A 26102-nucleotide genomic window follows, 5' to 3' on the forward strand; every position below is an offset into this window, starting at 1 on the left:
ATGCGAGACGGTCGTCACGAGTCGGACGTTTCCCGCGAGGCCCGCCCGGTACCCGGCGTGCCCCTCCCGGTAACCGGCGTGCGGGGAGGGGGCTACGCTCCCGCCGGGGCCAGGCCCAGCTCGTCGCCCTCGCGCGGGGCGAAGAAGCGGTCGACCTCGGCCGCCGTGACCGCCGCGAGGTCGGCGGGCGACCAGCGCGGGTTGCGGTCCTTGTCCACGACCTGCGCCCGGATGCCCTCGACGAGGTCGTGACCGGCCAGGGCGGCGCAGGAGATCCGGTACTCCTGATCCAGCACCGCCTCCAGGGAGGGCAGCGTGCGGGCCCGGCGCAGTGCGGCGAGGGTGACCTTGACGGCCGTCGGCGAGTTCCCGAGCACCTGCTCGGCGGCCTCCTTCGCCTCCGGCAGTCCGAGGGCGAGCAGCCGCTCGACGATCTCCTCGGCGGAGTCGGCGGCGTAACAGGCGTCGATCCACTCCCGCCGCTCGGCGAGCCCGGCGGGCGGTGCGGACTCGGCCCGGGCGGCGACGGCGGCGGCCGGGTCGGCACCGGCGGCCAGCTCCGCGAGCAGAGCGGGCACCTCCGCCGAGCGGACGAAGTGGTCGGCGAAGCCGCAGAGCAGCGCGTCGCCGGGCCCCATCGAGGCCGAGGTGAGTCCGAGGTGGGTGCCCAACTCGCCCGGGGCGAGGGCGAGCAGCCGGCTGCCGCCGACGTCCGGCACCAGGCCGATCCGGGTCTCGGGCATCGCCACGGTGGAGTGTTCGGTGACGATCCGCACCGCGCAGTGGGCGGAGAGGCCGACGCCGCCGCCCATGGTGATGCCGTCCATCACCGCCAGGTACGGCTTCGGGTACCGGGCGATCAGGGCGTTCAGGCGGTACTCGTCCCGGAAGAAGGCCCGGGCGCCGGCCCCACCCGCCTTGGCGTCGTCGTGGATCGCGCGGATGTCGGCACCGGCGCAGAGCCCCCGCTTGCCCGAGCCGGTCAGCACCACGGCGTGCACGGTGTCGTCGTCGGCCCACTCCGTCAGGGCCGCGTGGACGGCCGTGATCATGCCGTGGGTCAGCGAGTTCAGCGCCCTCGGCCGGTCGAGCACGATCCGTCCGACCACGCCGTCCCGGTGGATCCGTACCTCTGCACTCATCGGGCCCGCTCCCGTTCCAAGTCGATGCTTCTCTGATGCTTCCCCGGCCCGGGGATCCCGGCCTCGACGGCACCCGGACCCCCGCGCCACCGTACAAGCCCGAGGGCGGCACCGGTCGGCCGGTGCCGCCCTCGGCGGTTGCTGCGCCGCGGGTGGTGCGCGCAGCGGTGTGCAGGTGTCAGGTGTGCAGGTGCGCCGCCGTTACGGCACGACCTTGCCGACCACCTCGCCGAAGCCGAGCACCGTGCCGCCGGGGCCGGGGGCGGTCGCCGTGATGACGACCTCGTCGCCGTCCTCCAGGAAGGTGCGCACGGAGCCGTCGGGCAGCTTGAGCGGCTCCTCGCCGTTCCAGGTGAGCTCGATCAGCGCGCCCCGGGTGTCCGCCGCCGGGCCGCTCACGGTGCCCGAGGCGAAGAAGTCGCCGGTGCGCAGCGAGGCGCCGTTGGCCGTCATGTGGGTGAGCTGCTGCGCGGCCGTCCAGTACATCGAGGCGAACGGCGGGCGGGAGACCGGGTGCCCGTTCAGGCGGATCTCCAGGGCGAGGTCCAGGCCCCACGGCTCGCCGTTGCGGTCGTCCAGGTAGGGCAGCGGCTCGACGTCGCGGGCCGGCGGGGTGACCCGGGCGGCTTCGAGGGCGTCCAGCGGGACGATCCACGGCGAGACGGAGGTGGCGAAGGACTTGCCGAGGAACGGGCCGAGCGGCACGTACTCCCAGGCCTGGATGTCCCGCGCGGACCAGTCGTTGACCAGGCAGACGCCGAACACGTGCTCGCGGAAGCCGTCCAGGGTGACCGGGGTGCCCAGGCCGGACGGGGTGCCGACGACGAAGCCGACCTCCGCCTCGATGTCCAGCCGGCGGGTCGCGCCGAAGGACGGCGCCGCGTCGGCCGGGGCCTTGCGCTGGCCGTGCGGGCGGACCACCGGGGTGCCGGAGACGACGACCGTCCCGGCCCGGCCGTGGTAACCGATCGGCAGGTGCTTCCAGTTGGGGGTGAGCGGCTCCGAGCCCGGGCGGAAGATCCGGCCCAGGTTGGTGGCGTGGTGCTCGGAGGCGTAGAAGTCGACGTAGTCGGCGACCTCGAACGGCAGGTGCAGGTCCACCTCGGCCACCGGCAGCAGCAGCGGCGACAGTGCGTCCCGGAACGACTCGTCGGTGAGCCAGTGGGTCAGCGCGGCACGGACTTCGGTCCAGACCGGGCGGCCCGCGCCCAGCAGCGGGTTGAGCGTGTCGGCATCGAGCAGCACGGACGGCGCCCCGGCCGCGCGGGCGGCCGCCCCCGCGTCGAGGACGAACTCCCCGATGCGCACGCCGATCCGCCGCCGGCCGGGCCGGTCGGCGGCGGTGAAGACGCCGTACGGCAGGTTGTGCACGCCGAACGGGGAGTCCTGGGCGCTGGCGAGCCAGCTGCGGGGGGTGGTCAACGGTCCTCCAGGGAAGGCGAGTCGGGCGCGAGCAGGCCGAGCGCAGCCAGGTCGTCCAGGGGTTCGGCGATGCTGCAGGTGCCGAACGCGGTGAACGAGTTCCGGATCACCGTAACCTGGTGGTCGGTCAGTTCGCGGACCGCCTTGGCCAGCACCTCGCCGGTGCGTTCGGCCAGCACCTCGGCGGCGGCCGCGCGGTCGGTCTCCAGTGCGGCCAGCAGCACGTTCAGGAAGCCGTGGTGCTCGAAGCCGGTGGCCGGATCGGTGTGCCGGACGGCGTGGTGCAGGCCTGCCGTGCACTTGTACGGCAGGCCGCGCTGCGCGCAGCCGGTGAGCAGGCCGGCCAGCTCCGTCTCGTCCGGGAAGGCCCCGGCGACCACCCCGCCGGTGCGGAACTTGGCCCGGTACGGGCTGTCGACCAGGACGTCCAGCACCTCGTCCAGCGCGTCGCCGTGCAGCAGTTCGCGCGGCAGCTCGACGGCGGCGGGGACGTCCGGCGGCAGCAGCAGGTCCAGGGCGGCGACCGCCTCGGCGGCGTCCCGGGTGGTCAGTTCGACGCCGACCAGTTGGACGCCGGCCGGCGCCAACGACGCGGCGGCGGCGAGCGCCGGGCCGAGCTCGGCACTGCCCCCCGGCAGGACGAGCCCGACCCGGAGGCCGGGACCGGCGAGGCCGGTGAGTTCGGCCAGCCGGCCCGCTCCGCAGAGGAACGGGCCGACGGCCTCGGCGTACCAGGCGGAGCGGTGCGCGTGGTGCGCCGGGACAGCCTCGGCGACCGGCAGGTCCCCCGGCGGGAACACCGCCGCGTCGTCGAAGAGGCCCTGGAGGAGCGCGGGGACGGTGCTCACCGCTGCGGCCCCCGACCCGCCCAGGTCCAGGCGTAGTTGGCGTCCTCGGTGGCCCGGCCGCCCTCGCCGAGCTCCAGCGGACGGAAGGTGTCCACCATGACGGCCAGCTCGTCGAAGAACTCCACGCCGATGCTGCGCTCGTAGGCGCCGGGCTGCGGGCCGTGGGTGTGGCCGCCCGGGTGCAGCGAGATCGAGCCCTGGGCGATGCCCGAGCCCTTGCGGGCCGCGTAGTCGCCGCCGCAGTAGAACATGACCTCGTCGCTGTCCACGTTGGAGTGGTAGTACGGGACGGGGATCGACAGCGGGTGGTAGTCGACCTTGCGGGGCACGAAGTTGCAGATCACGAAGCCGTTGCCCTCGAAGACCTGGTGCGCGGGCGGCGGCTGGTGGATCCGGCCGGTGATCGGCTCGTAGTCGCGGATGTTCAGCGCGTACGGGTAGAGGCAGCCGTCCCAGCCGACCACGTCGAACGGGTGGTGCGGCACGGTGTACCGGGTGCCCGCGATGCCGTTCGGGCCGCGGTGCTTGACCAGCACGTCGACGTCGCCGGCCTCCTCCACCACCAGCGGGCCGACCGGGCCGCGGAGGTCCCGCTCGCAGTACGGCGCGTGCTCCAGCAGCTGCCCGTACTTGGAGAGGAAGCGCTTCACCGGGGTGATGTGGCTGTTCGCCTCGATGCAGTACGCCCGCAGCGGCTCGTCACCGGACGGCACCCAGCGGTGCGTGGTCGCCCGGGGGATCACCACGTAGTCGCCCTGGCCGACCTCGATCGAGCCGAACACCGTCTCGACCGTGCCCGTACCGGACTCGACGTAGACGCACTCGTCCCCGAGCCCGTTGCGGTACAGCTCGCTGGGGGCCCCGGCGGCGACGTACGAGATCCGTACGTCGCCGTTGCCGAGGACGAGCCGGCGCCCGGTCACGACGTCCGCGGACTTCCACTCCTGGCCCGCGAACAGCTCGTGCAGCTTGAGGTGGCGGGGGAGCAGAGGGTGGTTGGGCACCGTCGACTGGTCGGGCAGCTCCCACGGCACGGCGTCCACGACGGCCGAGGGGATGCCCCGGTGGTAGAGCAGCGAGGAGTCCGAGGAGAACCCCTCCTCGCCCATCAACTCCTCGTAGTACAGCCCGCCTTCGGGTGTGCGGTGCTGCGTGTGCCGCTTGGGCGGGATGCTGCCCAGCTGCCGGTAGTACGCCATCGTCCTGCTCCTCCTCGACCGCTTGTCGGCTCTGCTCTGATCAGGGGATTCGATCAGAGGTTGCCGCGGCGGTCCTGCTCGCGCTCCAGGGATTCGAAGAGCGCCTTGAAGTTGCCCTTCCCGAAGCCGAGCGAGCCATGCCGCTCGATGAACTCGAAGAACACGGTCGGCCGGTCGCCCTGCGGCTTGGTGAAGATCTGCAGCAGGTAGCCGTCCTCGTCGCGGTCGACCAGGATGCCCCGCTTCTTCAGCTCCTCGACGTCGACCCGGACCTTGCCGATCCGGGCGCGCAGCTCCGGGTCGTCGTAGTAGGAGTCCGGGGTGGCGAGGAACTCCACGCCGTTGGCGCGCAGCACGTCGACGGTGGAGAGGATGTCGTTGGTGGCGAGCGCCAGGTGCTGGCAGCCGGGGCCGCCGTAGAACTCCAGGTACTCGTCGATCTGCGACTTCTTCTTGGCGATGGCCGGCTCGTTGAGCGGGAACTTCACCCGGTGGTTGCCGCTGGCGACCACCTTGGACATCAGCGCCGAGTACTCGGTGGCGATGTCGTCGCCGACGAACTCCGCCATGTTCACGAAGCCCATCACCCGGTTGTAGAACGCCACCCACTCGTCCATCCGGCCGAGCTCGACGTTGCCGACCGCGTGGTCCAGGGCCTGGAACAGCCGCTTCGGCCGGTCGGCCGGGCGGGTCACCTTGGTCTCGGCGGCCACGAAGCCCGGCAGGTAGGGGCCGTGGTAGCGGGAGCGGTCGATCAGGGTGTGCCGGGTCTCGCCGTAGGTGGCGATCGCGGCGCGGCGCACGGTGCCGTGCTCGTCGGAGACGTCGTTCGGCTCCTCCAGCACGGTGGCGCCCTGGGCGCGGGCGTGCGCGATGCACTTGTCGACGTCCGGCACCTCCAGCGCGAGGTCGACGACGCCGTCGCCGTGGCGGCGGTGGTGGTCCAGCAGCGGGCTGTCCGGGGTGACACCGCCCTTGATCACGAAGCGGCAGGAGCCGGAGCGCAGGACGAAGGCCTTGCGGTCGCGGCGGCCGGTCTCGGGGCCGGAGTAGGCGGTGAGCTCCATGCCGAACACGGCCTGGTAGAAGTGGGCCGTCTGGGTGGCGTTGCCCACGACGAACACGATGGCGTCCTGTGCGACGACAGGGAACGGGTCCGTGGCGGGGTCGTGCTCGACGAGGCCGACGAGGCGGCGCAGCTGCTCGGCGTCGAGACCGGCCTCGCGCTCCTCGGGGGTCAGCTCAAGGGCGGCGTGGGACTGCGGGGTCATCGGTCGTTCCTCCACATTGAGGCCTCGGCATTGAGGCATCCGCTTGAGGCGGCCGCGCCGCATAGGGTGGGCGGTGCGGCTGAGCGGAGAGCTTGCTCCTGTCGGGGGGGTTGGGCAACAGGTCGGGATTTCACTGCTCAATGTGTACAAGCTGATCAGGAAATCCAGGTGCCGGCTGCACAAAATGTGCTGCACGGTGGCACTGGGCGGGTGTCGGAGCTGTCGGGCCCGTCGGCCTGCTGTCGCGTGCGGGTCGGGTCATGCGTCGGGTGCTGCGTCGGGTGCTGCGGTGCTGGTCGGGCCGATGCTGGTCGGGTCGGTGGTGGTCGGGTCGGCGGCCGGGAGGTGGCGCAGGAACCAGGCGCCGGCCAGCTCGGCGACCCGGTCCAGCGCGCCCGGCTCCTCGAACAGGTGGCCCGCGTGCGGCACCACCGCGAGTTCACTCTCGCAGCGCAGCCCGGCCCGCGCCTGCCGGTTCAGGTCGATCACCGTGCCGTCCCGGGCGCCGACGATCAGCAGGGTCGGTGCGGTCACCTCCGCCAGGTGCACCGGGCCGACGAGATCCGGCCGGCCGCCCCGGGACACCACGGCGCGTACCGGGGCGGCCGGCCCGGCTGCTCCGGCTGCCGCCCGGAGTGCGGCGGCCGCTCCCGTGCTGGCGCCGAACAGGCCCAGCGGCAGGCCGCGGATGTCCGGCAGCTCCGGGAGGTACCGGGCGACGGCCGCGAGACGGGCACCGAGCAGCTCGACGTCGAAGACCTTGCGCCGGTCCGGCTCCTCGTCCTCGGTGAGCAGGTCGAACAGCAGCGTCGCCAGCCCCGCCCGGTTGAGCTGCTCGGCCACCCGGCGGTTGCGGGGGCTGCGCCGGCTGCTGCCGCTGCCGTGCGCGAACACCACCACGCCCACGGCCCCCGCCGGCACGGTCAGCCGGCCCGCCAGCCGGACGCCGCCGGCGGGTACCGCCAGCTCGCGGTCCACTTCGACGGGGCCGCGGGGGTGCTCGCCGCGGGCCTCGGCCAGCAGGCGCAGCACCTCGTCGTCCCCGGTCTGCGAGAAGTCGGCGTAGAACTCGCCGATCGCGAAGAACGGCGACGGCGTCCCCACACAGACCAGCTCGTCGGCGACCCCGGCGAGGCGGTCGGTCCACTCCGGGGGCGCCACCGGCACGGCCAGGACCACCCGGGCCGCGCCCCTCGCCCGGACGATCAGACATGCCGCCCGGGCCGTGGAACCGGTCGCGATGCCGTCGTCGACCACGACCACGGTGCGGCCGCGCAGATCCGCGGGCGGCCGGTCGCCCCGGTACCGGCGGGCCCGGCGCTCCAGCTCGGCACGCTCCAGCCGCTCCACCCCGGCGAGCTGCTCGGCGGTCACTCCGGCGATCCGCAGCACCTGGTCGTTCAGCACCCGGACGCCGTCCTCGCCGATCGCGCCCATGCCCAGCTCGGGCTGGTAGGGCACGCCGAGCTTGCGAATCACGCAGATGTCGAGCGGGGCACCGAGTGCGGCGGCCACCTCGGCGGCCACCGGGACGCCGCCGCGGGGCAGCGCGACCACCACGACGGGGCCGGTGGCGGTCTCCGGGCCGGCGGGGCTGCCGGTGGTGGGGCTGCCGGTGGGGCCGCGCAGATGGCCCAGGCGGGCGGCCAGGCGGCGGCCCGCGTCGGTGCGGTCGGTGAAGCGGGTACCGGTGTCGTGCATGGCGCGGCCTCCGGATTCCACGGTACGTCGGCGGGGCCGGGGTGGGGGCCGGGGTGGGCGTCGGGCCAAGGGTGCGGGCGGGTGCGGGCCCGGGGCAGCGAGGACGGGAGCGACCGCCCGGGACCGGGCCCGGGACTCGGACGGGGCCGGCCGCCCGTGCATCCGGGACAGCGGGCGCCCGAGCGTGGGAGGCAGGACCGCCCGGCGGGCCGGCGCCCCGCCCGCCCGCCTCCAGGGCTCCGAGCCGAAGGAGGCGCGCAGTGACCATCCCCCGCCCGCACCACCCGCACGTCGATTCCGCAGGCCCGCCGGGCCGCGCCGCTCCGCACGGCCCGGCCGCCGCCCGCGGCGGCGGCCGGGGCCACGGTCTGCACGACTCCGGTGACCCGGTCACCGGCTGGACGGTCACCACTGCGTTGCCCGTGCGGTACCACGTCCGCTTCGCCCCCGGTGTGCTGGATCCCGACCGTCCGGACCTGGCCCGTGCCGGCGGGCCGCCCGGTCGGCGGCTGGTCGTCGTCGAGGCCCGGGTGCACGAGCTCTACGGGGACCTCCTGCACCGGTACCTGGTCGCCCGCGGCGTCGCGTACGAGACGCTGGTGCTGCCCGCGTACGAGCAGGTGAAGACCATGGACTCGGTGTTCCGGGTCGCCGACCGGATGGACTCCTTCGGCATCTCCCGGCGCGGTGAGCCGGTGATCGCGATCGGCGGCGGCGTCCTGACCGACATCGTCGGCCTCGCCTGCAGCCTCTACCGCCGCTCGACGCCGTTCGTCCGGGTGCCCACCACCCTGATCGGCCTGGTCGACGCCGGGGTCGGTGCCAAGACCGGCGTCAACCACGGCCGGCACAAGAACCGGCTCGGCACCTACCACCCGGCCGTCGAGACCCTGCTCGACCCGGCCTTCCTCGCCACCCTGGACCGCAGGCACCTCGCGAACGGCCTCGCCGAGATCCTCAAGGTCGCGCTGGTCAAGGACGCCGAGCTGTTCGAGCTGCTCGACCGGCACGGCCCCGCGCTGCTGGACGAACGGTTCCAGGGCCCGCGCGTCGGGACGGAGGTGCTCACCCGGGCGGTCCGCGGCATGCTCCAGGAGCTCCAGCCCAACCTCTGGGAGCACCGCCTGGAACGGCTGATGGACTACGGGCACTCGTTCAGCCCCACCGTGGAGATGCGCGCACTGCCCGAACTGCTGCACGGCGAGGCGGTCTGCATCGACATGGCGCTCACCACCGTCGTCGCCGAGCGGCGCGGACTGCTCGACGCGGAGCAGGGCGAGCGGATCCTCCGGCTGATGCGCCGGCTCCGGCTCCCCGTCTGGCACCCGCTGATCGAGCCGGTCACGCTCGGCGAGGCGCTCGCGGACACCGTCCGCCACCGTGACGGCCGACAGCGGCTGCCGCTGCCCGCCGGGATCGGGTCGGCCGTGTTCGTCGACGATCTGGCGGATCGTGAACTCGCCTACGCGGCAAGATGGTTGAGAGCGTGGACAGCTGCCGACCGAGTACCCGGCGGGCCCGCCGCGGACGGCGGCGGCAGTGGTGACGGCACTGGTGACGGTGGGGGCCGCGGGTGGCGTGAGGGGCGTGAGGGGCGTGAGGTCCGTGCGTAGCGCGATCGTGGTGGCCGGCACCCGCGCACCTGCGAACGTCCACGGGGTGCACGGCGCGGCCGGCGTCACCCAGTGGACGTGCCTGGCCGGTCGTGCCGGGCTCGCCGGGGAGTGGGAGGCCGTCGAGTGGGCCCGCATCCCGCCCGGCGGCGTCAGCGGGGAGCACCTGCACACCCGCACCGGCGAGGTCTACGTCCTGCTCGCCGGGCAGGGCGAGGTCACGTTGGACGGCCGCCCGTACGCGGTCGGCGCCGGTGACGCGGTGCTGACGGCGGTCGGGACCAGGCACGGTCTGCGCAACCTCGGTGCGGGCCCGCTGGAGTGGCTGGTCGTCGAACTGCCGGCGGCGGACGGTGCCGAGGCCGTCGGCAGCACGGTGATCCGTGATCTGCGGCGAACCGGCCCGGTGGACCCGTCCGCCGTCATCGGCGGCCCGCTGCGCCTGCTGCGGTTCGCCCGGACGGTGCCGGGGGAGCGGGTCACGCATGCTGCGGACGGCGTCGAGCACACGCTCTTCGTGACGGCCGGCGGTGGCCGGGCCGCTGCCGGGGGAGTGCGGCTGCCGCTGCGGCCGGGGACGGCGCTCACCCTGCCGCTCGGCACCGCGGTGGCCCTGACGGCCGGCCGGGACGGGCTGGAGTACGTGCACGCCGAGCTGGTGGTGGCGGGGGCGGGGGGAGACGTGGGGGCGGGCGTGGGGGGTGGTGGGCGGTGATCGTCACCGGTGCCGGCGGGCCGCGGATGCTGCTCGGACCGGGCCACCAGCGCATCCGCACCCGCTGCCTGGCCCGCCGGGGCATGCTGCACAGCGAGTGCGAGTCGGTCGAGCACATCCGGCTCGGGCCGGGGGTCTGCTACGACCTCGTCGGGCGGGGTGGGACCGAGGCCGTCTGGTACCTGCTCGGGGGAACGGTGGAGGTGGTCGACCGTTCCCCCGGGGCGCCGCGCCGCAGGCTGGCGCGCGGCGCGCTGCTGCTCGCCCCGTGCGGGCGGGGCGTCCACCTGCACGGCGGGCCGTTGGGCGCGGAACTGCTCTGCGTCACCGTCCTGCCGGCGGAGCTGAGCCGGCGGCTTCCGGCACGCCGGCCGGAGGAGGAGTCGGTGGCGGGCCCGGTGGCGGGCCCGGGAGTGGGCCCCGTAGCGGTGGACGGCTGACAGCTGTTGATTAACAGTTGACGGATAACAGAGTTCATCATCTGTTATCCGTCAACTGTTGCCTGTTTGCCGACGCCCTCCCCCGCCCTCCCCCGCCCGGTCCCGGGCCTGCTCCCGGGCCTGTTCCGGGGTCGGGCGGGACCGGGGCCGGGGTCGGGACCGGCCGGGACGGGAGCCGCGGCTCAGGCGCCCGGGGCGCCGGGCGGCCCATGGTCGTGGTCGAAGACAGAGCGGGAGGAGAGCCGCCATGGGCCGCACCGCCGAACTCGACCGCCGGATCCAGGCCGGACCAACGCACTTCCCCGTGCTCGTGCGCTGCGGTGAGCAGTCCTGGACGGAACTCGCCGAGCTGATCGCCGGGTTGCGGGCCCACCGCTTCCTCCTGGTGACCGACGCGGCCACCCCCGCCGCCGCACTTGCCCGCGTCCGGGCCCTCGCGTCCGCGCAGGCCCCCTGCACCGTCCACGCGGTGCCGGCGGGTGCCCCGGCCGGACCGGCCGCCGGCTCGGACAGCGGGACCGGCGCCCTGCCCGGTGCCGGGTGGGCGCCTGAGGGCCGGACGGTGGTGATCGCCCTGGGCGGTGAGCAGGCCTGCGGCGTCACGGCCGACGTCCGGCTGCCGACCACTCTCGCGGCCGCGTGCGGCCCCGCACTCGCACTGCCGCGCCCGGTCCCGGCCCCGGGCGGCGCCCCACCTGCGGGCGCGCTCCCGGGCCCGGGGCGGGCACCCACGCTGGTCTGGATCCGCAGCGACGTCCTGGCCGGCCGGCCGGCGGTGGAGAACCGGGCCGGCCTGGTCGAGGTCATCCGGCATGTCCTGGCCGTCTGCCCGGCCCAGTACGAGGTGCTCGCCCGGATGCTGCGCCCCCGGGCCCGCCACACGGCGCGGACCGTCGCCGCCTGCGTCGTCCTGTGCGCGGACGCACGGGCCGCCCTGGTCTGCTTCGATCCGTTCGAGACCGGTCCGGCCCTCGCGCTCGGCTACGGGCGCAGCCTCGGCGCGGCGCTGCGGAGCGTGCCGCCCACCACCAGCGCGCTCGCGCCCGGCGATGCCGGGGCGCTGGGGCTGCTGCTCGCGGCCCGGATCGCCGTCCTGGGCGGTCTGCTCGACCGTTCCGCCGAGTGTGCGCACCGCGAGCTGCTGGCCCGGAACGGCTCGGCGACGGCGCTGCCGGCCGGGGCCGCTGCCCGCACGTCGGCCGCCGCCCTCGCCGCGGTGGCGGAGCCCGGGCTGGTGCTGCTCGACGGCCTCGGGCACCCGCACTGCCGCGGCGGGCGGCTGCTGACCCGGGTCGACGCCGCGCTCCTCCGCTCGGCGGTCGAGGGCCTGGCACGGACAGTCGTCCCGCACAGCCGGGGCCCTGCCCCCGACCCCCGGCCCGTCACCACCGAATGACCGGACGGCCCGACCGGGCAGCTGGCGGGAGCAGGACGGGACCGGCTGCCCGTGCGGCCGGGACGACGGGCGGCACATCGTGGAGCGCAGAGGCGGACCAGCACCCGGACCGCCGGAGACCGGAGGGAGTTCCCGTCATGACGGGCACCGTCATTACCGACCTGCGCCGACGTGGCGCCGTCGACCCGAGCAGGGTCCTGACCGGTCCGCTGCGCGTGGTCGGCCTGCAATGGCTCGATCCGGGGCATAGCGCCGAGGTCGTCTCCGACGCCGTCGAGCACGCGCTCTACGTCACCGCCGGTTCGGGCACCGCCACCGTGCCCGACGATGCGGCGCGGGAGGACGCCGACCCGGGAGTCCCGCTGGTCGAGGGCACCGCGCTGACCCTGCCGCTCGGCACCCGGACGGTCCTGACCGCCGGTGCGGCGGGCCTGGAGTACTTCCACGCCGTCCTCGCCGTCGTCGGCCGCCCGCCGCGCGCCGAAACGGCCCCCGGTCCTGACACCCCGAGCCGTCGGCGCCACCCGAGCCACCCCTCTCATCCCGTGGATGAGGACCACCCGACCCACCCCGACCATTCGGAAGGAGGCGAGCCCGGATGATCGTCACCACTGCCTCGGGCGCCGCCGCCGTCATCCTCGGCCCGTCGGGCGAGCGCGTCCGGCTGCGCTGCCTCGCCCGCCGGTCCATGCTCATGAGCCCCTGCGAGTCCTTCGACCACCTGCGCCTGAGCCCCGGCGCCCGTCACGCGATGCCCGGACAGGCCGAGGCCGAGACCGTGCTCCACGTCCTGCGCGGTTCCCTCCTGGTCGGCCGGAGCACCGGCGAGCCGGATCACCTCGCGGTCGACGGTGACCTGTTGCTGGCCCGCCGGGCCGTGACGCTCCACCTGGAGGCCGGCCCGCTCGGCGCCGAGCTGCTCTGCCTGACCCTTGCCGCCCCCCGTGGCACCGCGGCGACCAGGAAAACCCTGGCCCGCCGCCGGGCCGAGCGCCGGACCGGGCCGTGAGCACCCCGCCACCCGCCGACCGCCGAGGAGGCGAACCGATGAACCCGACGGAGAGCAACGGCAGTTCGGGGCGGCCCTCGGTGGCGATCGTGACCGGTGCCAGCTCCGGCATCGGCCGGGCGACCGCCGTGGCGCTGGCCCGGGGCGGCCACACGGTGGCGATCGGCTACCGCACCGACCGTGCCGCCGCCCGCCGGACGGCCGCGCTGGCCGGCGGGCGGACCATGCTGCTGCCGCTGGACCTGGCCGACCCGGTGTCGGCCGCCCGCGCCGTCGACGGGGCCTCCGAACACCTCGGCGGCCTCGACATCCTGGTCAACTGCGCGGGGATCAACCACCGTTCACCCGCACTGGCCGAGACGCTCGCGGACTGGGAACGGATCCTGCGGGTGGACCTCACCGGTCCGTTCGCATGCCTGCAGGCCGCCGCCCGCCGGATGGTCCGCCAGGGCCGGGGAGGGCGGATCGTGAACGTCACCTCCGTCCACGAGTTCACGCCGATCCTCGGCGGCGGTGCCTACTGTGCAGCCAAGGGCGGGTTGGGCGCGCTGACGAAGGTCCTCGCGCTCGAACTGGCACCACACGGGATCACCGTCAACGCGGTCAGTCCGGGGGAGACGGCGACCCGGATGAACGGCGTCCCGGACGACGGGGGCCCGGACGACGGCGACCCGGCCCGACAGGCTCGGCCCGGCATTCCGGTGGGCCGACCGGGCCGAGCGGCCGAGGTGGCCGCCGCGATCGTTCACCTGACCAGCCCGGACGCGGCCTACACCACCGGTGTCTCGCTGACCGTCGACGGTGGCCTGAGCCTGATGAGTGCCGTCGCCAACCAGCGCGACGCCTTGCACCAATCACCCGCGTACGACGGGCCCGGGTACGACGGGCCCGTTCGCGCGCCGACCGAGGTTCGGTCTCCCCACCACCCGGCCACCCGGTGGCCCTGAGAGGAGGACGCCATGACCGGCATCCCCGGTGCCCACGCCGTCCACCACGTCGCCTTCACCGTCCCCGACCTCGACCAGGCGGTCGACTTCTTCACGGACGTCCTCGGCGCCCGGCTGCTCTACCGTCTGGGCCCGGTTACCGATCCGTCCGGCGGTGACTGGATGACCCGCCAACTCGGCGTCCACCGTGACGCGGTGGCGTACATCGCGATGCTGCGGTTCGGGCCGGTCGGCAACCTGGAGCTGTTCCAGTACACCGCTCCCGGCCAGCGGCGCGTCCTGCCCGCCAACAGCGACTGGGGCGGCCACCACCTGGCCATCGCCGTCGAGGACGTCGACCTGGCCGTGGCCCATCTGCGGGCGCAGGCCGGCGTCGAGGTGCTGGGGGAGCCGCAGACCGTGGCCGACGGCGGCCCGATCGACGGCGACCGCTGGGTCTACTTCCGCACCCCGTGGGGCCTCCAGCTGGAGGTGCTCGCCATGCCCGCCGGGATGCCCTACGAACGCGCCACCGATGACCGGCTGTTCACGCCGGACGGGCCCTGGTCGGCGGGCACCGCCGCCACGGCGCCGCAGGAGTGAGGCCGGCGCCCACCCCGGCCGCCGCCGTACCCACCGCTGCCATACCCACCGCCGCCGTACCCACCGCCGCCGTACCCACCGCCGCCGTACCCACCGCCGCCGTACCCACCGCCGCCGTACCCACCGCCGCCGTACCCACCGCCACCGCCACGCCACCACCGTGGACCGGTGGCGGCTCCCGTGCGGGGCCCTCCGCTCCGCGGGCTCTGACCTGCGTGAACGCTGTCCGTCCCGGTCGTTGCGCCCGCAGTGGGACCGGGACGGGACGGCAGGCCCATGTGCCTGGGTCGTCCCCCGGCGCATCGTGAGGGAAGAGCGGCCGGACGGTTCGACCGCTCGGAAGACGAAGAGTCCGTAGACGAAAGAGTCTGGAGCACCGGCCATGGCAACGAACACCGCGACGAAGGCGCTCGGCGTCGCGTCCGTCCTCGTCGGCTTCGCAGCGGCAACCGTCGTGATCAAGAATGTCGTCGTCGGCGCGGGCGCGGAATGCGAAGCGCCCCCGAAGTCCGGGCTCGCCCCGGACACCACCGATACGGGCAGGATCTGCAAGCCCGGCGAGAAGGACTGCAAAAAAGCCTGAGGTCCCCCCGGCACGCATCCGTCCCGTCGGCCGATTTCCCGTCCCCCCGACCTCCATGTCCCCGATATCAACGTCCCCGATTTCCGATACCGATCGCCGTCCCCGGTGCCGCCCGCACCGGGGACGGTCCGTCGTCCGCCGGTGCTCAGTGCCCAGTGCTCGGCGGGCGGGCGGTCGGTCGGGCGGCCGTCAGGCCTCGCCCCTCGACGGGGACCGCGGCAGGACCGCCAGCACCCTGGTCCCGTGGTCGCGCGGCAGCGGTCCGACCGTGCAGCTGCCACCGATTTCGGCGGCCCGGTCGGCCATCGAGCGGAGTCCCACCCCGCTGCCGGCCCCGCTGGCCGCGTCATGGTCCGGTCCGCCGCAGGCCGGCCCGAACCCCTCCTCCGAGGGCGCTCCGGCGTGCTGCGCCGGCTGGTCCCCGCCGGCCGGCTCCACGACCCCGACGCCGTCGTCCAGCACCGTCAGCGTGAGCGCCGTCGCGTCCACCCGAATCGCCACCTGGGCCTGCCGGGCCCGGGCGTGCCGCAGGACGTTGTTCAGCGCCTCGGCGGTGATCCGGTAGGCGGCGACCTCGACGGCGGCCGGCAGGTCGGGCAGCGGATCGGGCTCGATCGACGTGGTGACGGTGAGCCCGGCGCCGCTGAAGTTGGCGGCGAGCTGCCGGACGGCGCGACTCAGACCGAACTCGCCGAGCGGGGCGGGGCCCAGCCGGTCGGTGATCCGGCGGACCTCCTTGATCGCCATCGCGAGGTCCTCCGAGATCCGCCGCAAGGTCTCCGCGAGGCCACTGCCGCCGCCCCCGCCCCCGCCGCCGCCCCCGTTCCCGTCCCCGGTGCCGTCCAGGCTCGCGCCTCCGGTGCTCGTCGTCCGCGTGGGGTCCGTCCCCGGGCCCGGCCCCGCCTGGGAGGCCGCCGCGTTGTCCATCCTCAGCCGCAGTCCGGCGAGCGCCGGCCCGAGGCCGTCGTGGATGTCCCGGCGCAGCCAACGCCGTTCCTCCTCCCGGGCCGCGACGATCTGCTCGCGGCTGGCCTGGACGTCCTCCTGCAACTGGAGGGAGGCCACGGCGGGCGAGGCCTGGTCGGCCAGCGACTGGAGGATGTCGATGTCACCGGCGTCCAGCCGTTCCTCACCGTCGCGCAGTGCGACGCTCAACTCCCCGATCACCGTGCCGCGGTGGACCAGCGGGAAGCCCTGGCGTGGCTCGTCCGGGCGGCCGACGGAGGCGAGCGGGCGTCGTCCGGCACGGGTGGTGACGGTCAGCGCGACACCGGGCAGCCGGAGTTCCTCGGCGACCGTGGTGCAGAGTGCCGCCGGCAGCCGCTCGGGGTCGACGGTCTGCCGGACGCGGCCGGCGAGCGTCCGCAGGACTTGGTAGGGCTGGGCGCGGTCGCCGTAGTAGAGCCGGTCGACGAGGCCGACGGCCCACCGGGCGGCCCGGGGCAGGCAGCCGCCCAGCCCGAAGACCAGCGCGATGAGCAGGAGCGCCGCCCCGCCCCGCCCCGGCACCAGCCAGCCGGAGAGGACGGCCGCGAACACCACGAACAGGGTGGTGAGCCCGGTGGCCAGGAGCAGCCCGGTCAGGACGGACCGGGCGGCCCGGTCGAGCCGCCAGCCGCCGTCCCGGATCACCAGGTGGGCGACGGCGACCGCCCAGACGGCCCCGGCGGCGGTGAAGAGCGCGTAGCTGAGCCAGTACTCGTACTGGAACCGGCGGGTGTAGTAGTCCTGCATGCCGGCCCAGAGCAGGTACGCACCGAGCATCGCCGCCACGTGCGCCCGGTGCGCGGGGTGCGCGGGGTGCGGTGCTCCGGGCGGCTGCGCCGGCCGGAGCACCCGGTACAGCAGGACGGCGACCGCGACGGCGACCAGCAGGTAGCCCATCGGGGCGTAGAGGTCGGCGAGCCGGTCCGAGAGGGAGCCGAAGAAGGTCGCGGGCGGGCTGTCGGCGAGCGGATTGGGGTGGCCGTAGACGGTCGGCCGGCTCAGGAACGACATGCCGTCCGGGAGCTCCCAGAGCCCGACGGCGCCGATGTAGAGCCACCAGCGCCGTCCGGTGAGCCGCCCGTACGGCAGCCAGAGCGGCAGCACGTAGAAGAGCGTCTGGCTGATGGTGTCGCAGACCGACCGGAGCACGGCGACGGCCCCCACCAGCCCGGGGTCGGAGACCTCCACCCAGAGCGGCGCCCCGGCCGCGCTGGGCAGCATCGAGGTGAGGGCGTAGACCAGCATCACCCAGCCCAGCGGGCTGCCCGGGCGGTGGGCGTGCAGCAGCATGCCCGCGCCGGCGGTGGGCAGGGCGTAGAGCAGGATGGCGAGCTGGTCCCGCGGGCGGTCGACGCCCGGAGCGCCGAGGTGGACCAGCACGTAGCAGACCCAGAGCGTGCCCACCACGAGGCAGACCGCCGTGCAGACGGCGGCGCCGGTGAGCTGCCGGCGGGCGGCCGTCCGGCGGGCGGCGGACCGGGCGGACGCCCGGGGGCGGGGAGAGGTCACCGTGATCATGGCACCGCCTTGGGGACGCGGCTGGGGGTGTGGGCCGCCGACGGCCCGTTCGCCGGGTGCCGGGACGGCCGTTCGTCCGGGTACTGGTGGCAGTCTGACCGGCCCGCCGTCCCGGACGCATGAGGCAGTGGTCTCGTTCCGGCCGTGAGTGCCGAACGGCCCGGGTGGGCGGGCAACACTCCGAGCATGTCACGGAAAGTCACCCGACCATCGCTGGTAGTGTCGGCCAGGTGGACCAACAGCACTCCGCCGCCCAGCCCGCTCCGCAGCCGGAGCCGGGCCTCCGGGGCGAGCCGCAGCCCGCCCCGGGGCAGTACCGGCAGCCGCCCGACCGCCCCGAGGACAGCCGCGCCGAGGACAGCCACCCCGAGGACGCCGGCCCGGAGGCCGCCCGGGGTGCGGAGCCCGGCGGTGAACGCGACGGCGGGCGGGACGCCTCACTCGTCCGGGTCCTGATCGTGGACGACCACCCGTTGTTCCGCGAGGGTCTCCGGGCGGCGTTGCAGAGTGCCGAGGGCATCGTGGTGGTGGCCGAGGCGGAGCGGGTCGGCGCGGTACCGGACGCGGTCGCCCGGCACCGTCCGGACGTGGTCGTGATGGACCTCTCCCTGCCGGACGGCTCCGGCCTGGAGGCCGCCCGGCGGCTCGCCGCCCAGCCACCCGCCCCTCCGGTGCTGATGCTCACCATGGCCGACGACGACGGGAGCCTGCTGGCAGCGCTCCAGGCGGGCGCGCGCGGCTACCTCGTCAAGGGCGCGGGCCGTGAGGAGGTGCTGCACGCCGTGCGGACGGTCGCGGCGGGCGGCGCGGTGTTCGGCGCCGATGTGGCCGGCCGGATCACCGAGCTGCTGGCGGGCGCCCGGCTGCGCGAGGCGGGACAGCTGTTCCCCGCGCTGACCGCCCGTGAGGCGGAGGTGCTGGACCTGGTGGCCCGCGGCCTGGACAACCGGAGGATCGCCCGCGAGCTGGTGGTGGCGGAGAAGACGGTCCGCAACCACGTCACCCACATCTTCGAGAAGCTGCACGTGGCGACCCGCGCCGAGGCGGTCGCCCGGGCCCGGGACATGGGCCTCGGCGACAGCTGACCTCGCGCCCGGGCCGTCCGCGGTCCTGGCCCGGACTCCGGCCGGGCCCGGCCGGCGCGGGCCGGGACCGGAACCGGACCACCGTCCCACGCCCCTGGGACGGCAGGACACCGAGGATGCGGGGAGGAGGAGGGCCAGATGAGGGAACCGGCCGCGGCCGCCGCCGACCGCACCACTGACCGCACCGCCGACCGTGCTGCCGAGCACGTCGTCGGTCCGGTGCCCGCCGCCCGGCCCGCCCCGCCCGCCGGGCCCGGCCTGACCCGTGCGTACGCGGTCTGCGGGCTGACCCTGCTCTGCGGGTTGGGCTGGGTGCTGCTGGCGCTGATCCAGCAGGACGCGGCCTGGGCGGAGCCGTTCTTCCTCCACGACGGCCAGACGGTGCTGCTCGGCTTCGGATTCGCGCTCTCCGGGCTGCTGATCCTCGCCCACCGGGCCGGGCCGGACGGGCCCGCTGCCGCTCGCATCCGCCCGCACGACGCGAGGCACGGCACGGCGCCCAGCGCCACGAAGCCGACCGCCACGGCGCCCGGCGCCACGACGCCCGGCACCGTTGCGCCCGGCACCGTTGCGCCCGGCGCCGCCCACCGCGCCGCCGTGCCGGCCGAGGGCCCCGGGCCGGGCGACCGCGCCGCCGGCCGCAGCCTCGGCCTGGTCATGATGGCGGCCGGCCTGGGCGGCTGCCTCTCCCGGTTCCTCCTGCTCGCCACCGCCTCGGCCGGCGCCGGACCGGTGGCGGAGGCCGTCGGTGCGGCCGTGCTGCTCGCCTCGGTCGCACTCTTCGTCTTCCTGGCGGTGGCCCTCCCGCTCTGGCTGCCGGGGGGCCGGCTGCCCGGTGGTCCGGGGCGGCTCTACGTCGGCGCGCTCGTGCTGTGGAGCGCACTCCACGCCTGTGTGGTGCGGCTCGGTGTGCCGCTGCCCTACGTCGGGGACGTCCTGGTGCCGCAGGGGGAGGGGCTGCCGCTCGACGAGTGGCGGGTCACGCTGGTCTCCTGGGCGCTCGTCGCGGTCAACCTGACGGTGGCCGCCGTGCGCTGGCGGCGCTCGCCCCGGCCGCACCGCACGGTCGCGGCCGTGCTCGTCCCCTACCTGGTCTGGCTGCTCACCACCAACCTCGCGCTCCGGTTGGGCAGTTCGGAGAGCTTCGGTGCGGTTGCGTACTTCACCGGATCCGCGCTCTGGATGCTCGGCGCGGTCGGCTACGCCTTCACCCGTGACCGCTCCCGGTACCTGGACCGCGCCACCCGGCGGATGCTCAGCGCGCTCGCGCTCACCGCCCTGCTGATCGCCGGATACCTGGGCATCGCGTTGCTGCTGCGCCGTGCGCTGCCGCAGGCCAGCAGCGCGGGGGCCCAACTGCTCGCCGCGGGCGCCCTGGCCATCGGCGGACTGCTCGGCCCGACCACCCGCTGGGTGCTCCGAGCCGTCGACCGGTTCTACTACGGCGACCGGGCCCGCCCCTACCAGGTGGTGCGCGAGCTCGCGGAGCGGCTCAGCCGCGCCGTCAGCCCGGCGGACGCCCCGCCGCTGCTCTGCGACACCGTGGTCAACGCACTCGGCCTGCCCGGCGCCCGGGTCGTCCTGCACACCCGCAACGGCCCGCACGAACTCGCCTCGGTCGGCACGGTGGCCCCCGACAGCCAGGTGTTCCCGCTCAGTTACGAAGGCGCCGTGATCGGCGACCTGTACGCGCCGCCACGCGCCGGCCAGCCCGTGCTGGACGCCCAGGACCACGAGGTGCTGCGCTTCCTCGCCGACCAGTCCGCGCCCGCCATCGCCTCGCTCCGCCTGTACGAGGAACTCCAGGCCGGGCGGCGGCAGATCGTGCTGGCCCGGGAGGAGGAGCGCCGCCGGCTGCGGCACGACCTGCACGACGGCCTCGGCCCCACCCTCTCCGGGCTGCGGCTCGGGGTCGACACCGCGCGTGCCGCCGTCCCCGAGGGCTCTCCGGCCGCCCGGTCGCTGCTCGCGGTGTCGGCCGGCATCGGGCAGGCAATCGTCGAACTGCGGCGGATCACCGAGGGGTTGGCGCCCGCCGCATTGGCCGGCGAGGGGCTGGCCGGTGCGTTGCGCAGGCTGGTCGCCGGTCTGGACGGGGACGGCGTCCGGCTCGCCCTGGTGCTCGACCCGGATCCGCCGCCCGCGCTCCCGGCGGCCGTCGAAGTGGCGGTGCTGCGGATCAGTGGTGAGGCGCTGAACAACGTGCTGCGCCACTCGGGCGCCACGGCGGCCCGGTTGACGCTGCGGGTGCGGCCGGACGAGGTGGTGGTGGAGGCCCGGGACGACGGGCGGGGCTTCCCGGGCCGGGCGGCCGTCGTCCGGACGGACGCTCTCGGGGGCGGAGCCCGAGCCGGTGGCGGTGGAACCGGTGGCGACGGCGGAGCTGTGGACGGGGACAGGGGCGGGGGAGCGGGCGCCGGGCGGGGGGCGTTGCGAGGTGCGGCGTCCGGCCGGTGCGAGGGCCACCGCAGCGGCCAGGGGCTCGGTCTGCGGTCGATGGCCGAGCGGGCCGAGGAGCTGGGCGGAGGTTTCAGTGCTGTGAACCATGCCGGCGGTGCACTCGTCCGGGCGGTGCTGCCGCGGATGCCGGTCGTACCCGAAGGGGGTGCTCCCACCTCGGGTGGTGCCGAATCACGGCGAACGGATCACAGCTGACGGATGATGAAACCTGTCGGCTGTCAGCCATTTGTCGCCACCTGTCCGCCCTGGGCCCCTTGACGGGGTCGGGCGTTGGCCCAATCATCATGGTCGCGTCAACTTCGCGGGCGCGCCCCTGATTTCCGCCTGATCCCCGACCGCAGCTCAGCTCTGCCCGATCACCGGCCCCGCACGGACCCCTCTCCGTCCGGGACCGCGCTCCTCCCCGTCTTCCCGACCCCAGGTCGTCCGCGAGGTTCCACGCTTCCGTTCTGCCCCACCAGAAACCGGAGCCTCCCTTGACCGAGCGTGTCTCGCGGCGATCCCGCCTGCGCCGATCCGTCCTGCCGACCGGGGCGGTCGTCACCCTTGCCGCCGCCCTGTTCACGACCGCCGTGGCGCCCGCCGCCGTCGCGGTCCCCACCGCTCCGGCCCCCGCGGGCGTCGTCGCGGCCCCCGCCGCCACCGCCGTCGCAGCGCCGGACATCCCGGTCGCCAACGTGAAGGCGCACCTGGCCCAGCTCCAGTCGATAGCCACCGCCAACGGCGGCAACCGCGCCCACGGGCGGACCGGCTACAAGGCCTCGATCGACTACGTGAAGGGCAAGTTGGACGCGGCGGGCTTCATCACCGCGCTGCAGACCTTCAGTTACAACGGATCGACCGGCTACAACCTGATCGCCGACTGGCCCGGCGGCGACACCTCGCACGTCGTGATGGCCGGCGCCCACCTGGACTCCGTCACCGCCGGCCCCGGCATCAACGACAACGGCTCCGGCTCGGCCGGCATCCTGGAGACCGCGCTGGCCGTCTCCCGCGCCGGGCTCAAGCCCACCAAGCACCTGCGGTTCGGCTGGTGGGGCGCCGAGGAGTACGGCATGGTCGGCTCCAAGAACTACGTCAACAGCCTGGCCGCCACCGATCGTTCGAAGATCGACACCTACCTGAACTTCGACATGATCGCCTCGCCCAACCCCGGCTACTTCACCTACCGCTACGACACCGCGCTGGACGCGCTGTTCCGCGACTACTTCGCCGGCATCGGCATCAGCACCGAGCAGGACTTCGAGGGCGACGGCCGCTCCGACCACGCCCCGTTCCAGAACGCCGGCATCCGGGTCGGCGGTCTGTTCAGCGGCGCCGACTACACCAAGACCGCTGCCCAGGCTGCCAAGTGGGGCGGGACGGCCGGCCAGGCGTTCGACCGCTGCTACCACTCGGCCTGCGACACCAGCGCCAACATCAACGACACCGCGCTGGACCGGATGAGCGACGCCATCGCGTACGCGATCTGGACGCTCTCGGCCGGCGACACCACGCCGCCGACCGGCACCGTCTTCGAGAACGCCGCCGACGTGCAGATCCCCGACAACGGCGCGGCGGTGACGTCGAGCGTCGCCGTGACCGGCCGGACCGGCAACGCCCCCGCCGCACTCCAGGTCGGCGTCGACATCAAGCACACCTATCGCGGTGACCTGGTGATCGACCTGGTCGCGCCGAACGGCACGACGTTCCGGCTGAAGAACTCCAGCGGGAACGACTCCGCGCCCAACGTCCAGACCACCTACACCGTCAACGCCTCCGCGGTCGCCGCCAACGGCACCTGGAAGCTCAAGGTGCAGGACGTCGGGCCGCAGGACACCGGCTACATCGACAGCTGGAAGCTCACCTTCTAGCCGCCCGGCTTCCGGTCGTCCGGCGCGGCCCGCCGGAAGGCCGGGGCTCCGAGCCCCGGCCGGGAGCCGGGAGCCCGATCGGGAGAAGGGGGTGCCGGCCGCCGCCGGCACCCCCACCTCCCACGGCCCGCCGTCGTTACGGCTGCATCTCGTAGGCGCCGGAGAGCGCGGCCACCCGGGCCCACACCTTCGCCGCCCGCTCGCCGTCCGCGACCGGGCGGCGGACGTGCGCCAGCGCCCAGGCGGCCTGCGCCTCGGTGGTGGACGCCTTGCCGTGCAGCTCGGTGGCGTGCGCGGAGAAGTCCCGCACCAGCGCGTCGAAGATCTGGTCCAGGACGTCCGTCTCCAGCCCGGCCGGCCCGGCCTGCTCCAGCACCAGCTGGCCGTAGACGATCAGGGCGAACAGCTGGCCGATCTCCAGCAGGAAGTCGAGATCGGCCTGCTGCTCCGCGCTGGGCGCGTTCTTCAGCAGCAACTCGCAGAAGCCGTCGGCCTGTTCCCGGAACCGGGCGACGTTCGGGACGTCCGCGTGCGCGTCGTACGCGGTGCGCCAGTCGTGGAAGCGGATCGCGCCGAGGCCGCGGGCCGGGCCCTGGCGGAACAGGAACTCGTCGTCGGCCGCGTCGAGGCGGGTCGGCACCGGCGCGTAGTCGGCCGGGTTGAACAGGTAGTTGGCCATGAACTTGAGGATCAGTGCCAGGTTGACGTGGACGGTGCCCTCCAGCTTCGGCAGGCCGCGGATGTCCTTCGCCGCCTTGTCGAAGTAGGTGTCCGCCTCGAAGCCCTTGGCCGCGATGACGTCCCACATCAGGTCGATGACCTTCTCGCCCTCGGTGGTGACCTTCATCTTGGTCATCGGGTTGAAGAGCAGGTAGCGGCGGTCCTCGGGCGAGGCGGTGCGGAAGTAGTCCACCGCGCGGTCGGCGAACAGCTTCATCGCCACCAGGCGGGCGTAGGCGTCGGTCAACTCCCGCCGCACGTGCGGGAAGTCGGTGACCTTCTTGCCGTAGAGCACCCGGTTGTGGGCGTGCGTGACCGCCTCGTACATGGCGTGCTCGCAGATGCCGACCGACGCCGTGCAGAGGTTGAACTTACCGACGTTCACGGTGTTCAGCGCGGCGTCGAAGGCGGCCTTGCCGGTGTGCAGCACGTCCTCCGCGCGCACCGGGTACTCCTCCAGCCGGAACTCGCTGACGTACATCTGGGCGTTCACGACGTTCTTGACCAGGTGGTACGCCTCGTGGCGGCTGTCGGCGGCGAAGAACACGTAGCCGTCCGGGCCCTCGATGTCCGAGCGGCGGCCGAACACCGAGACCAGGCCGGCCACGTTGCCGTTGCCGATGTAGTACTTGGGCCCGGTCGCCGTGAAGCCGCCCTCGCCGTCCGGGGTGAGGATCATGTCGGTCGAGTAGATGTCGGCGCCGTGGCTGCGCTCGGAGAGACCGAAGGCCATCACGTGACCCTCGCTCAGCAGCTGCGCGGCGCGGGCCCGGACGGCCTCGTTCTCGCTCTGCCAGACCGGGCCGAGGCCGAGGATGGTGACCTGCCAGGTGTACCAGTAGCCGAGGCCGTAGAAGCCGAGGATCTCGTTCAGCTCGGCGATCCGGGCGGTGTCCCAGCGCTTGGCGGGATCGGCCGAGGACGGGGTCAGGAACTCCGCGAACAGGCCCTCCCGGGCGGCGAATTCGAGGAAGTCGGCGTACCAGCTGCGGTCGATGTAGGTGTCGAGGAGCGCCTTCTTGCCGCGGGACTCGAACCAGTCCACGGTCGCGCGCAGCAGCCGGCGGGTCGGCTCGTCGAACTGCACGGGGTCGTAGGTGCGCGGGTTGAAGAGCATCACGGGCTCCCGGGGGTCGAGGGTGGGTGGCCGCCGTGGCCGGTCCGGCCGACGGCGGGGCAGTGCTGGAACGGGTGGCGCTGGAACGGGTGGCGCTGGAACGGGTGGCGCTGGAACGGGTGGTGCTGGGACGCGTGCCCTACCGGGGCGCGCGGTGAGGGCGCGGCGCCGGCGTCAGGTGAGCCGGTGCAGGGTGGCGAGCACCTCGTCCAGCCAGGCGAGGGTCATCCGCTCGTACTCGATGCCGCCGCGCAGGACCACGTGCTGCAACTGCTGCTGGGGGTCGAGCGCGCCGGGCTCCGGGAAGTCACGCTGCTCGCCGTGCAGGTAGCGGGCCAGCAGGGCGGCGTGGCCCGCACGGTGGCGCTCGACCTCGGAGATCAGCGCGGCCGGGTCGTCGAAGGCCGCCGCGCGGATCTTGACCGCGAGTTCGTGCCGGACGGTCTCCGGTTCGACCGGTTCGCGCAGCCAGCCGGCCAGCGCGGTGCGGCCCGGTCCGGCGGCCGAGTACACCTTCTTGTCCGGCCGGCCGTCCTGGGAGACCTCCTCCGAGGAGATCCAGCCGTCGGTCTCCATCCGCCGCAGCACCCGGTAGATCTGCTGGTGGGTGGCGGTCCAGAAGCGTCCGATGGAACGGTCGAAACGGCGCGCCAGCTCGTAGCCGGAGCCGGGCTGCTCCAGCAGCGAGACGAGGATCGCGTGCTCCAGTGCCATGACCGGCATCCTGCTATGCAACGAGTTGCATAGGCAAGGGTGCCCCGCCCGGGTGAGACGCAGCTCACCGCGCGGCCCGGGAGGCGCGGGCGGGCAGGTTAAGGGGTCAGGAGAAAAGGTGCAAAACGTCGGATCGGCGCCAGAATGGTACTGGGCTAGCGCCTTCCATGTTCCAACCCTAGGAGGTGGTATCGGTGTCTACCCAGATCCCGATGGGCATGGAGCACCATCCGGACATCGTCGAACTCCGAGAGCAGTACGAGCGGGTCACCCTGACCCCCCGGGCCCAGGCCGTCGAGGCCCTGGCCGTTCTCGCCGGTCTGTTCCTGGCGGCCTCGCCATGGATCGTCGGCTTCACCGCGTTCAGCACGCTGACCGTCACCTGCCTGATCGTCGGTCTCGCCTACTGCGTGCTGATGGCCGGCTACGGCTCGGCGTACGAGCGCACTCACGCACGGGCCTGGGCGGCAACGCTGCTCGGCGCGTGGACCATCATCTCCCCCTGGGTGGTGTCCGGAGAGGTGAACCGCGGCAAGAACATCGTCACCTGCCTGATCACGGGTGCCGTCATGTTCCTGCTGGGGCTCGCTGCGATCTCCATGGCCACCATGACGTCGAACGGAGCGTCGATGCGGCGCGGCCGGGCAGGCCGAGCCAAGGGCTGAGGCTCCGGGCCGACGCCCGGGACCGCCCGACACCGGGGCGCGGACGGCGAGGCCGTCGTCCGCGCCCCGGCGCACGTCCCGGGCACCCCTTCGGCGGGGCTGCCCGGGGCACCGG

23 protein-coding genes are annotated in these 26102 nt (G+C 74.3%); 14 read left to right on the forward strand and 9 right to left on the reverse strand.

The window, feature by feature from the left end; all coding sequences use genetic code 11:
- Nucleotides 1-92: 92 nt before the first annotated feature.
- The 6 genes from OH807_RS32700 to OH807_RS32725 all read right to left on the reverse strand — a co-directional run bounded on the left by OH807_RS32700 (nt 93) and on the right by OH807_RS32725 (nt 7583).
- A complete protein-coding gene (locus OH807_RS32700) occupies nt 93-1142 on the reverse strand; it encodes an enoyl-CoA hydratase/isomerase family protein (protein WP_406206334.1) in 1050 nt (349 codons plus the stop codon).
- 201 nt (nt 1143-1343) lie between these two features.
- Nucleotides 1344-2564: a fumarylacetoacetase gene (fahA, locus tag OH807_RS32705; protein ID WP_406206337.1), complete on the reverse strand. Its 1221-nt coding sequence runs from the start codon at nt 2562-2564 to the stop codon at nt 1344-1346.
- Entirely contained in the window at nt 2561-3412 is an 852-nt protein-coding gene (locus OH807_RS32710) for a hypothetical protein (RefSeq protein ID WP_406206340.1), read from the reverse strand. Before OH807_RS32710 ends, fahA begins: the two co-directional genes overlap by 4 nt.
- The gene (locus tag OH807_RS32715; protein ID WP_406206343.1) at nt 3409-4611 is read right to left on the reverse strand and encodes a homogentisate 1,2-dioxygenase; all 1203 of its coding nucleotides are present in this window, start codon (nt 4609-4611) and stop codon (nt 3409-3411) included. Before OH807_RS32715 ends, OH807_RS32710 begins: the two co-directional genes overlap by 4 nt.
- Nucleotides 4612-4664: 53 nt before the next feature.
- Nucleotides 4665-5882, reverse strand: coding sequence for a 4-hydroxyphenylpyruvate dioxygenase (gene hppD / locus OH807_RS32720; RefSeq protein WP_406206346.1), 1218 nt, complete (start codon nt 5880-5882; stop codon nt 4665-4667).
- A 258-nt stretch (nt 5883-6140) separates the two neighbouring features.
- Nucleotides 6141-7583, reverse strand: coding sequence for an alpha/beta family hydrolase (locus OH807_RS32725; RefSeq protein ID WP_406206349.1), 1443 nt, complete (start codon nt 7581-7583; stop codon nt 6141-6143).
- Between the two features lie 260 nt (nt 7584-7843).
- Between OH807_RS32725 and OH807_RS32730 the strand changes: the two genes are divergently transcribed.
- From OH807_RS32730 to OH807_RS32770, 9 genes are all read left to right on the forward strand, one after another.
- Nucleotides 7844-9196 (forward strand): sedoheptulose 7-phosphate cyclase, encoded by a 1353-nt coding sequence (locus tag OH807_RS32730; protein ID WP_406206352.1) that lies wholly within the window; start codon nt 7844-7846, stop codon nt 9194-9196.
- On the forward strand, nt 9189-9911 hold the full coding sequence (locus tag OH807_RS32735; protein WP_406206354.1) for a cupin domain-containing protein: 723 nt from the start codon (nt 9189-9191) through the stop codon (nt 9909-9911). Before OH807_RS32730 ends, OH807_RS32735 begins: the two co-directional genes overlap by 8 nt.
- On the forward strand, nt 9908-10351 hold the full coding sequence (locus OH807_RS32740) for a hypothetical protein (protein ID WP_406206357.1): 444 nt from the start codon (nt 9908-9910) through the stop codon (nt 10349-10351). Before OH807_RS32735 ends, OH807_RS32740 begins: the two co-directional genes overlap by 4 nt.
- Nucleotides 10352-10598: 247 nt before the next feature.
- Complete coding sequence (locus OH807_RS32745; protein ID WP_406206360.1) at nt 10599-11747, forward strand: hypothetical protein; 1149 nt, start codon at nt 10599-10601, stop codon at nt 11745-11747.
- 137 nt (nt 11748-11884) lie between these two features.
- The gene (locus OH807_RS32750) at nt 11885-12349 is read left to right on the forward strand and encodes a hypothetical protein (protein ID WP_406206363.1); all 465 of its coding nucleotides are present in this window, start codon (nt 11885-11887) and stop codon (nt 12347-12349) included.
- The gene (locus tag OH807_RS32755; protein ID WP_406206366.1) at nt 12346-12756 is read left to right on the forward strand and encodes a hypothetical protein; all 411 of its coding nucleotides are present in this window, start codon (nt 12346-12348) and stop codon (nt 12754-12756) included. Before OH807_RS32750 ends, OH807_RS32755 begins: the two co-directional genes overlap by 4 nt.
- A 38-nt stretch (nt 12757-12794) precedes the next feature.
- On the forward strand, nt 12795-13703 hold the full coding sequence (locus tag OH807_RS32760; protein ID WP_406206369.1) for an SDR family oxidoreductase: 909 nt from the start codon (nt 12795-12797) through the stop codon (nt 13701-13703).
- A 12-nt stretch (nt 13704-13715) separates the two neighbouring features.
- A complete protein-coding gene (locus tag OH807_RS32765) occupies nt 13716-14285 on the forward strand; it encodes a VOC family protein (RefSeq protein WP_406206371.1) in 570 nt (189 codons plus the stop codon).
- A 382-nt stretch (nt 14286-14667) separates the two neighbouring features.
- A complete protein-coding gene (locus OH807_RS32770; RefSeq protein WP_406206374.1) occupies nt 14668-14868 on the forward strand; it encodes a hypothetical protein in 201 nt (66 codons plus the stop codon).
- 189 nt (nt 14869-15057) lie between these two features.
- Here OH807_RS32770 and OH807_RS32775 read toward each other — a convergent pair whose 3' ends face one another.
- The gene (locus OH807_RS32775) at nt 15058-17373 is read right to left on the reverse strand and encodes an ATP-binding protein (RefSeq protein ID WP_406206377.1); all 2316 of its coding nucleotides are present in this window, start codon (nt 17371-17373) and stop codon (nt 15058-15060) included.
- Nucleotides 17374-17825: 452 nt separating this feature from the next.
- On the opposite strand from OH807_RS32775, the gene OH807_RS32780 reads away from it, so the two are divergent.
- The 3 genes from OH807_RS32780 (at nt 17826) to OH807_RS32790 (ending at nt 22771) form a co-directional block, all read left to right on the forward strand.
- Complete coding sequence (locus OH807_RS32780) at nt 17826-18458, forward strand: response regulator (protein ID WP_406211316.1); 633 nt, start codon at nt 17826-17828, stop codon at nt 18456-18458.
- 138 nt (nt 18459-18596) lie between these two features.
- Nucleotides 18597-21113, forward strand: a complete 2517-nt coding sequence (locus OH807_RS32785; RefSeq protein WP_406206380.1) for a histidine kinase — start codon at nt 18597-18599, stop codon at nt 21111-21113.
- 362 nt (nt 21114-21475) lie between these two features.
- Nucleotides 21476-22771 (forward strand): M28 family metallopeptidase, encoded by a 1296-nt coding sequence (locus OH807_RS32790; RefSeq protein WP_406211318.1) that lies wholly within the window; start codon nt 21476-21478, stop codon nt 22769-22771.
- Nucleotides 22772-22907: 136 nt separating this feature from the next.
- On the opposite strand, the gene OH807_RS32795 is transcribed toward OH807_RS32790, so the two are convergent.
- The gene (locus OH807_RS32795) at nt 22908-24608 is read right to left on the reverse strand and encodes an acyl-CoA dehydrogenase family protein (protein ID WP_406206383.1); all 1701 of its coding nucleotides are present in this window, start codon (nt 24606-24608) and stop codon (nt 22908-22910) included.
- Nucleotides 24609-24634: 26 nt separating this feature from the next.
- On the opposite strand from OH807_RS32795, the gene OH807_RS32800 reads away from it, so the two are divergent.
- The gene (locus tag OH807_RS32800; RefSeq protein WP_406206386.1) at nt 24635-24766 is read left to right on the forward strand and encodes a hypothetical protein; all 132 of its coding nucleotides are present in this window, start codon (nt 24635-24637) and stop codon (nt 24764-24766) included.
- A gap of 16 nt (nt 24767-24782) precedes the next feature.
- Here OH807_RS32800 and OH807_RS32805 read toward each other — a convergent pair whose 3' ends face one another.
- Entirely contained in the window at nt 24783-25322 is a 540-nt protein-coding gene (locus OH807_RS32805; protein ID WP_406206388.1) for a PadR family transcriptional regulator, read from the reverse strand.
- 194 nt (nt 25323-25516) lie between these two features.
- Between OH807_RS32805 and OH807_RS32810 the strand changes: the two genes are divergently transcribed.
- Entirely contained in the window at nt 25517-25987 is a 471-nt protein-coding gene (locus tag OH807_RS32810; protein ID WP_406206391.1) for an SPW repeat protein, read from the forward strand.
- The last annotated feature ends 115 nt before the right edge of the window (nt 25988-26102 follow it).

This window comes from Kitasatospora sp. NBC_01560 (genome assembly GCF_045208415.1).
Taxonomy (GTDB): domain Bacteria; phylum Actinomycetota; class Actinomycetes; order Streptomycetales; family Streptomycetaceae; genus Kitasatospora.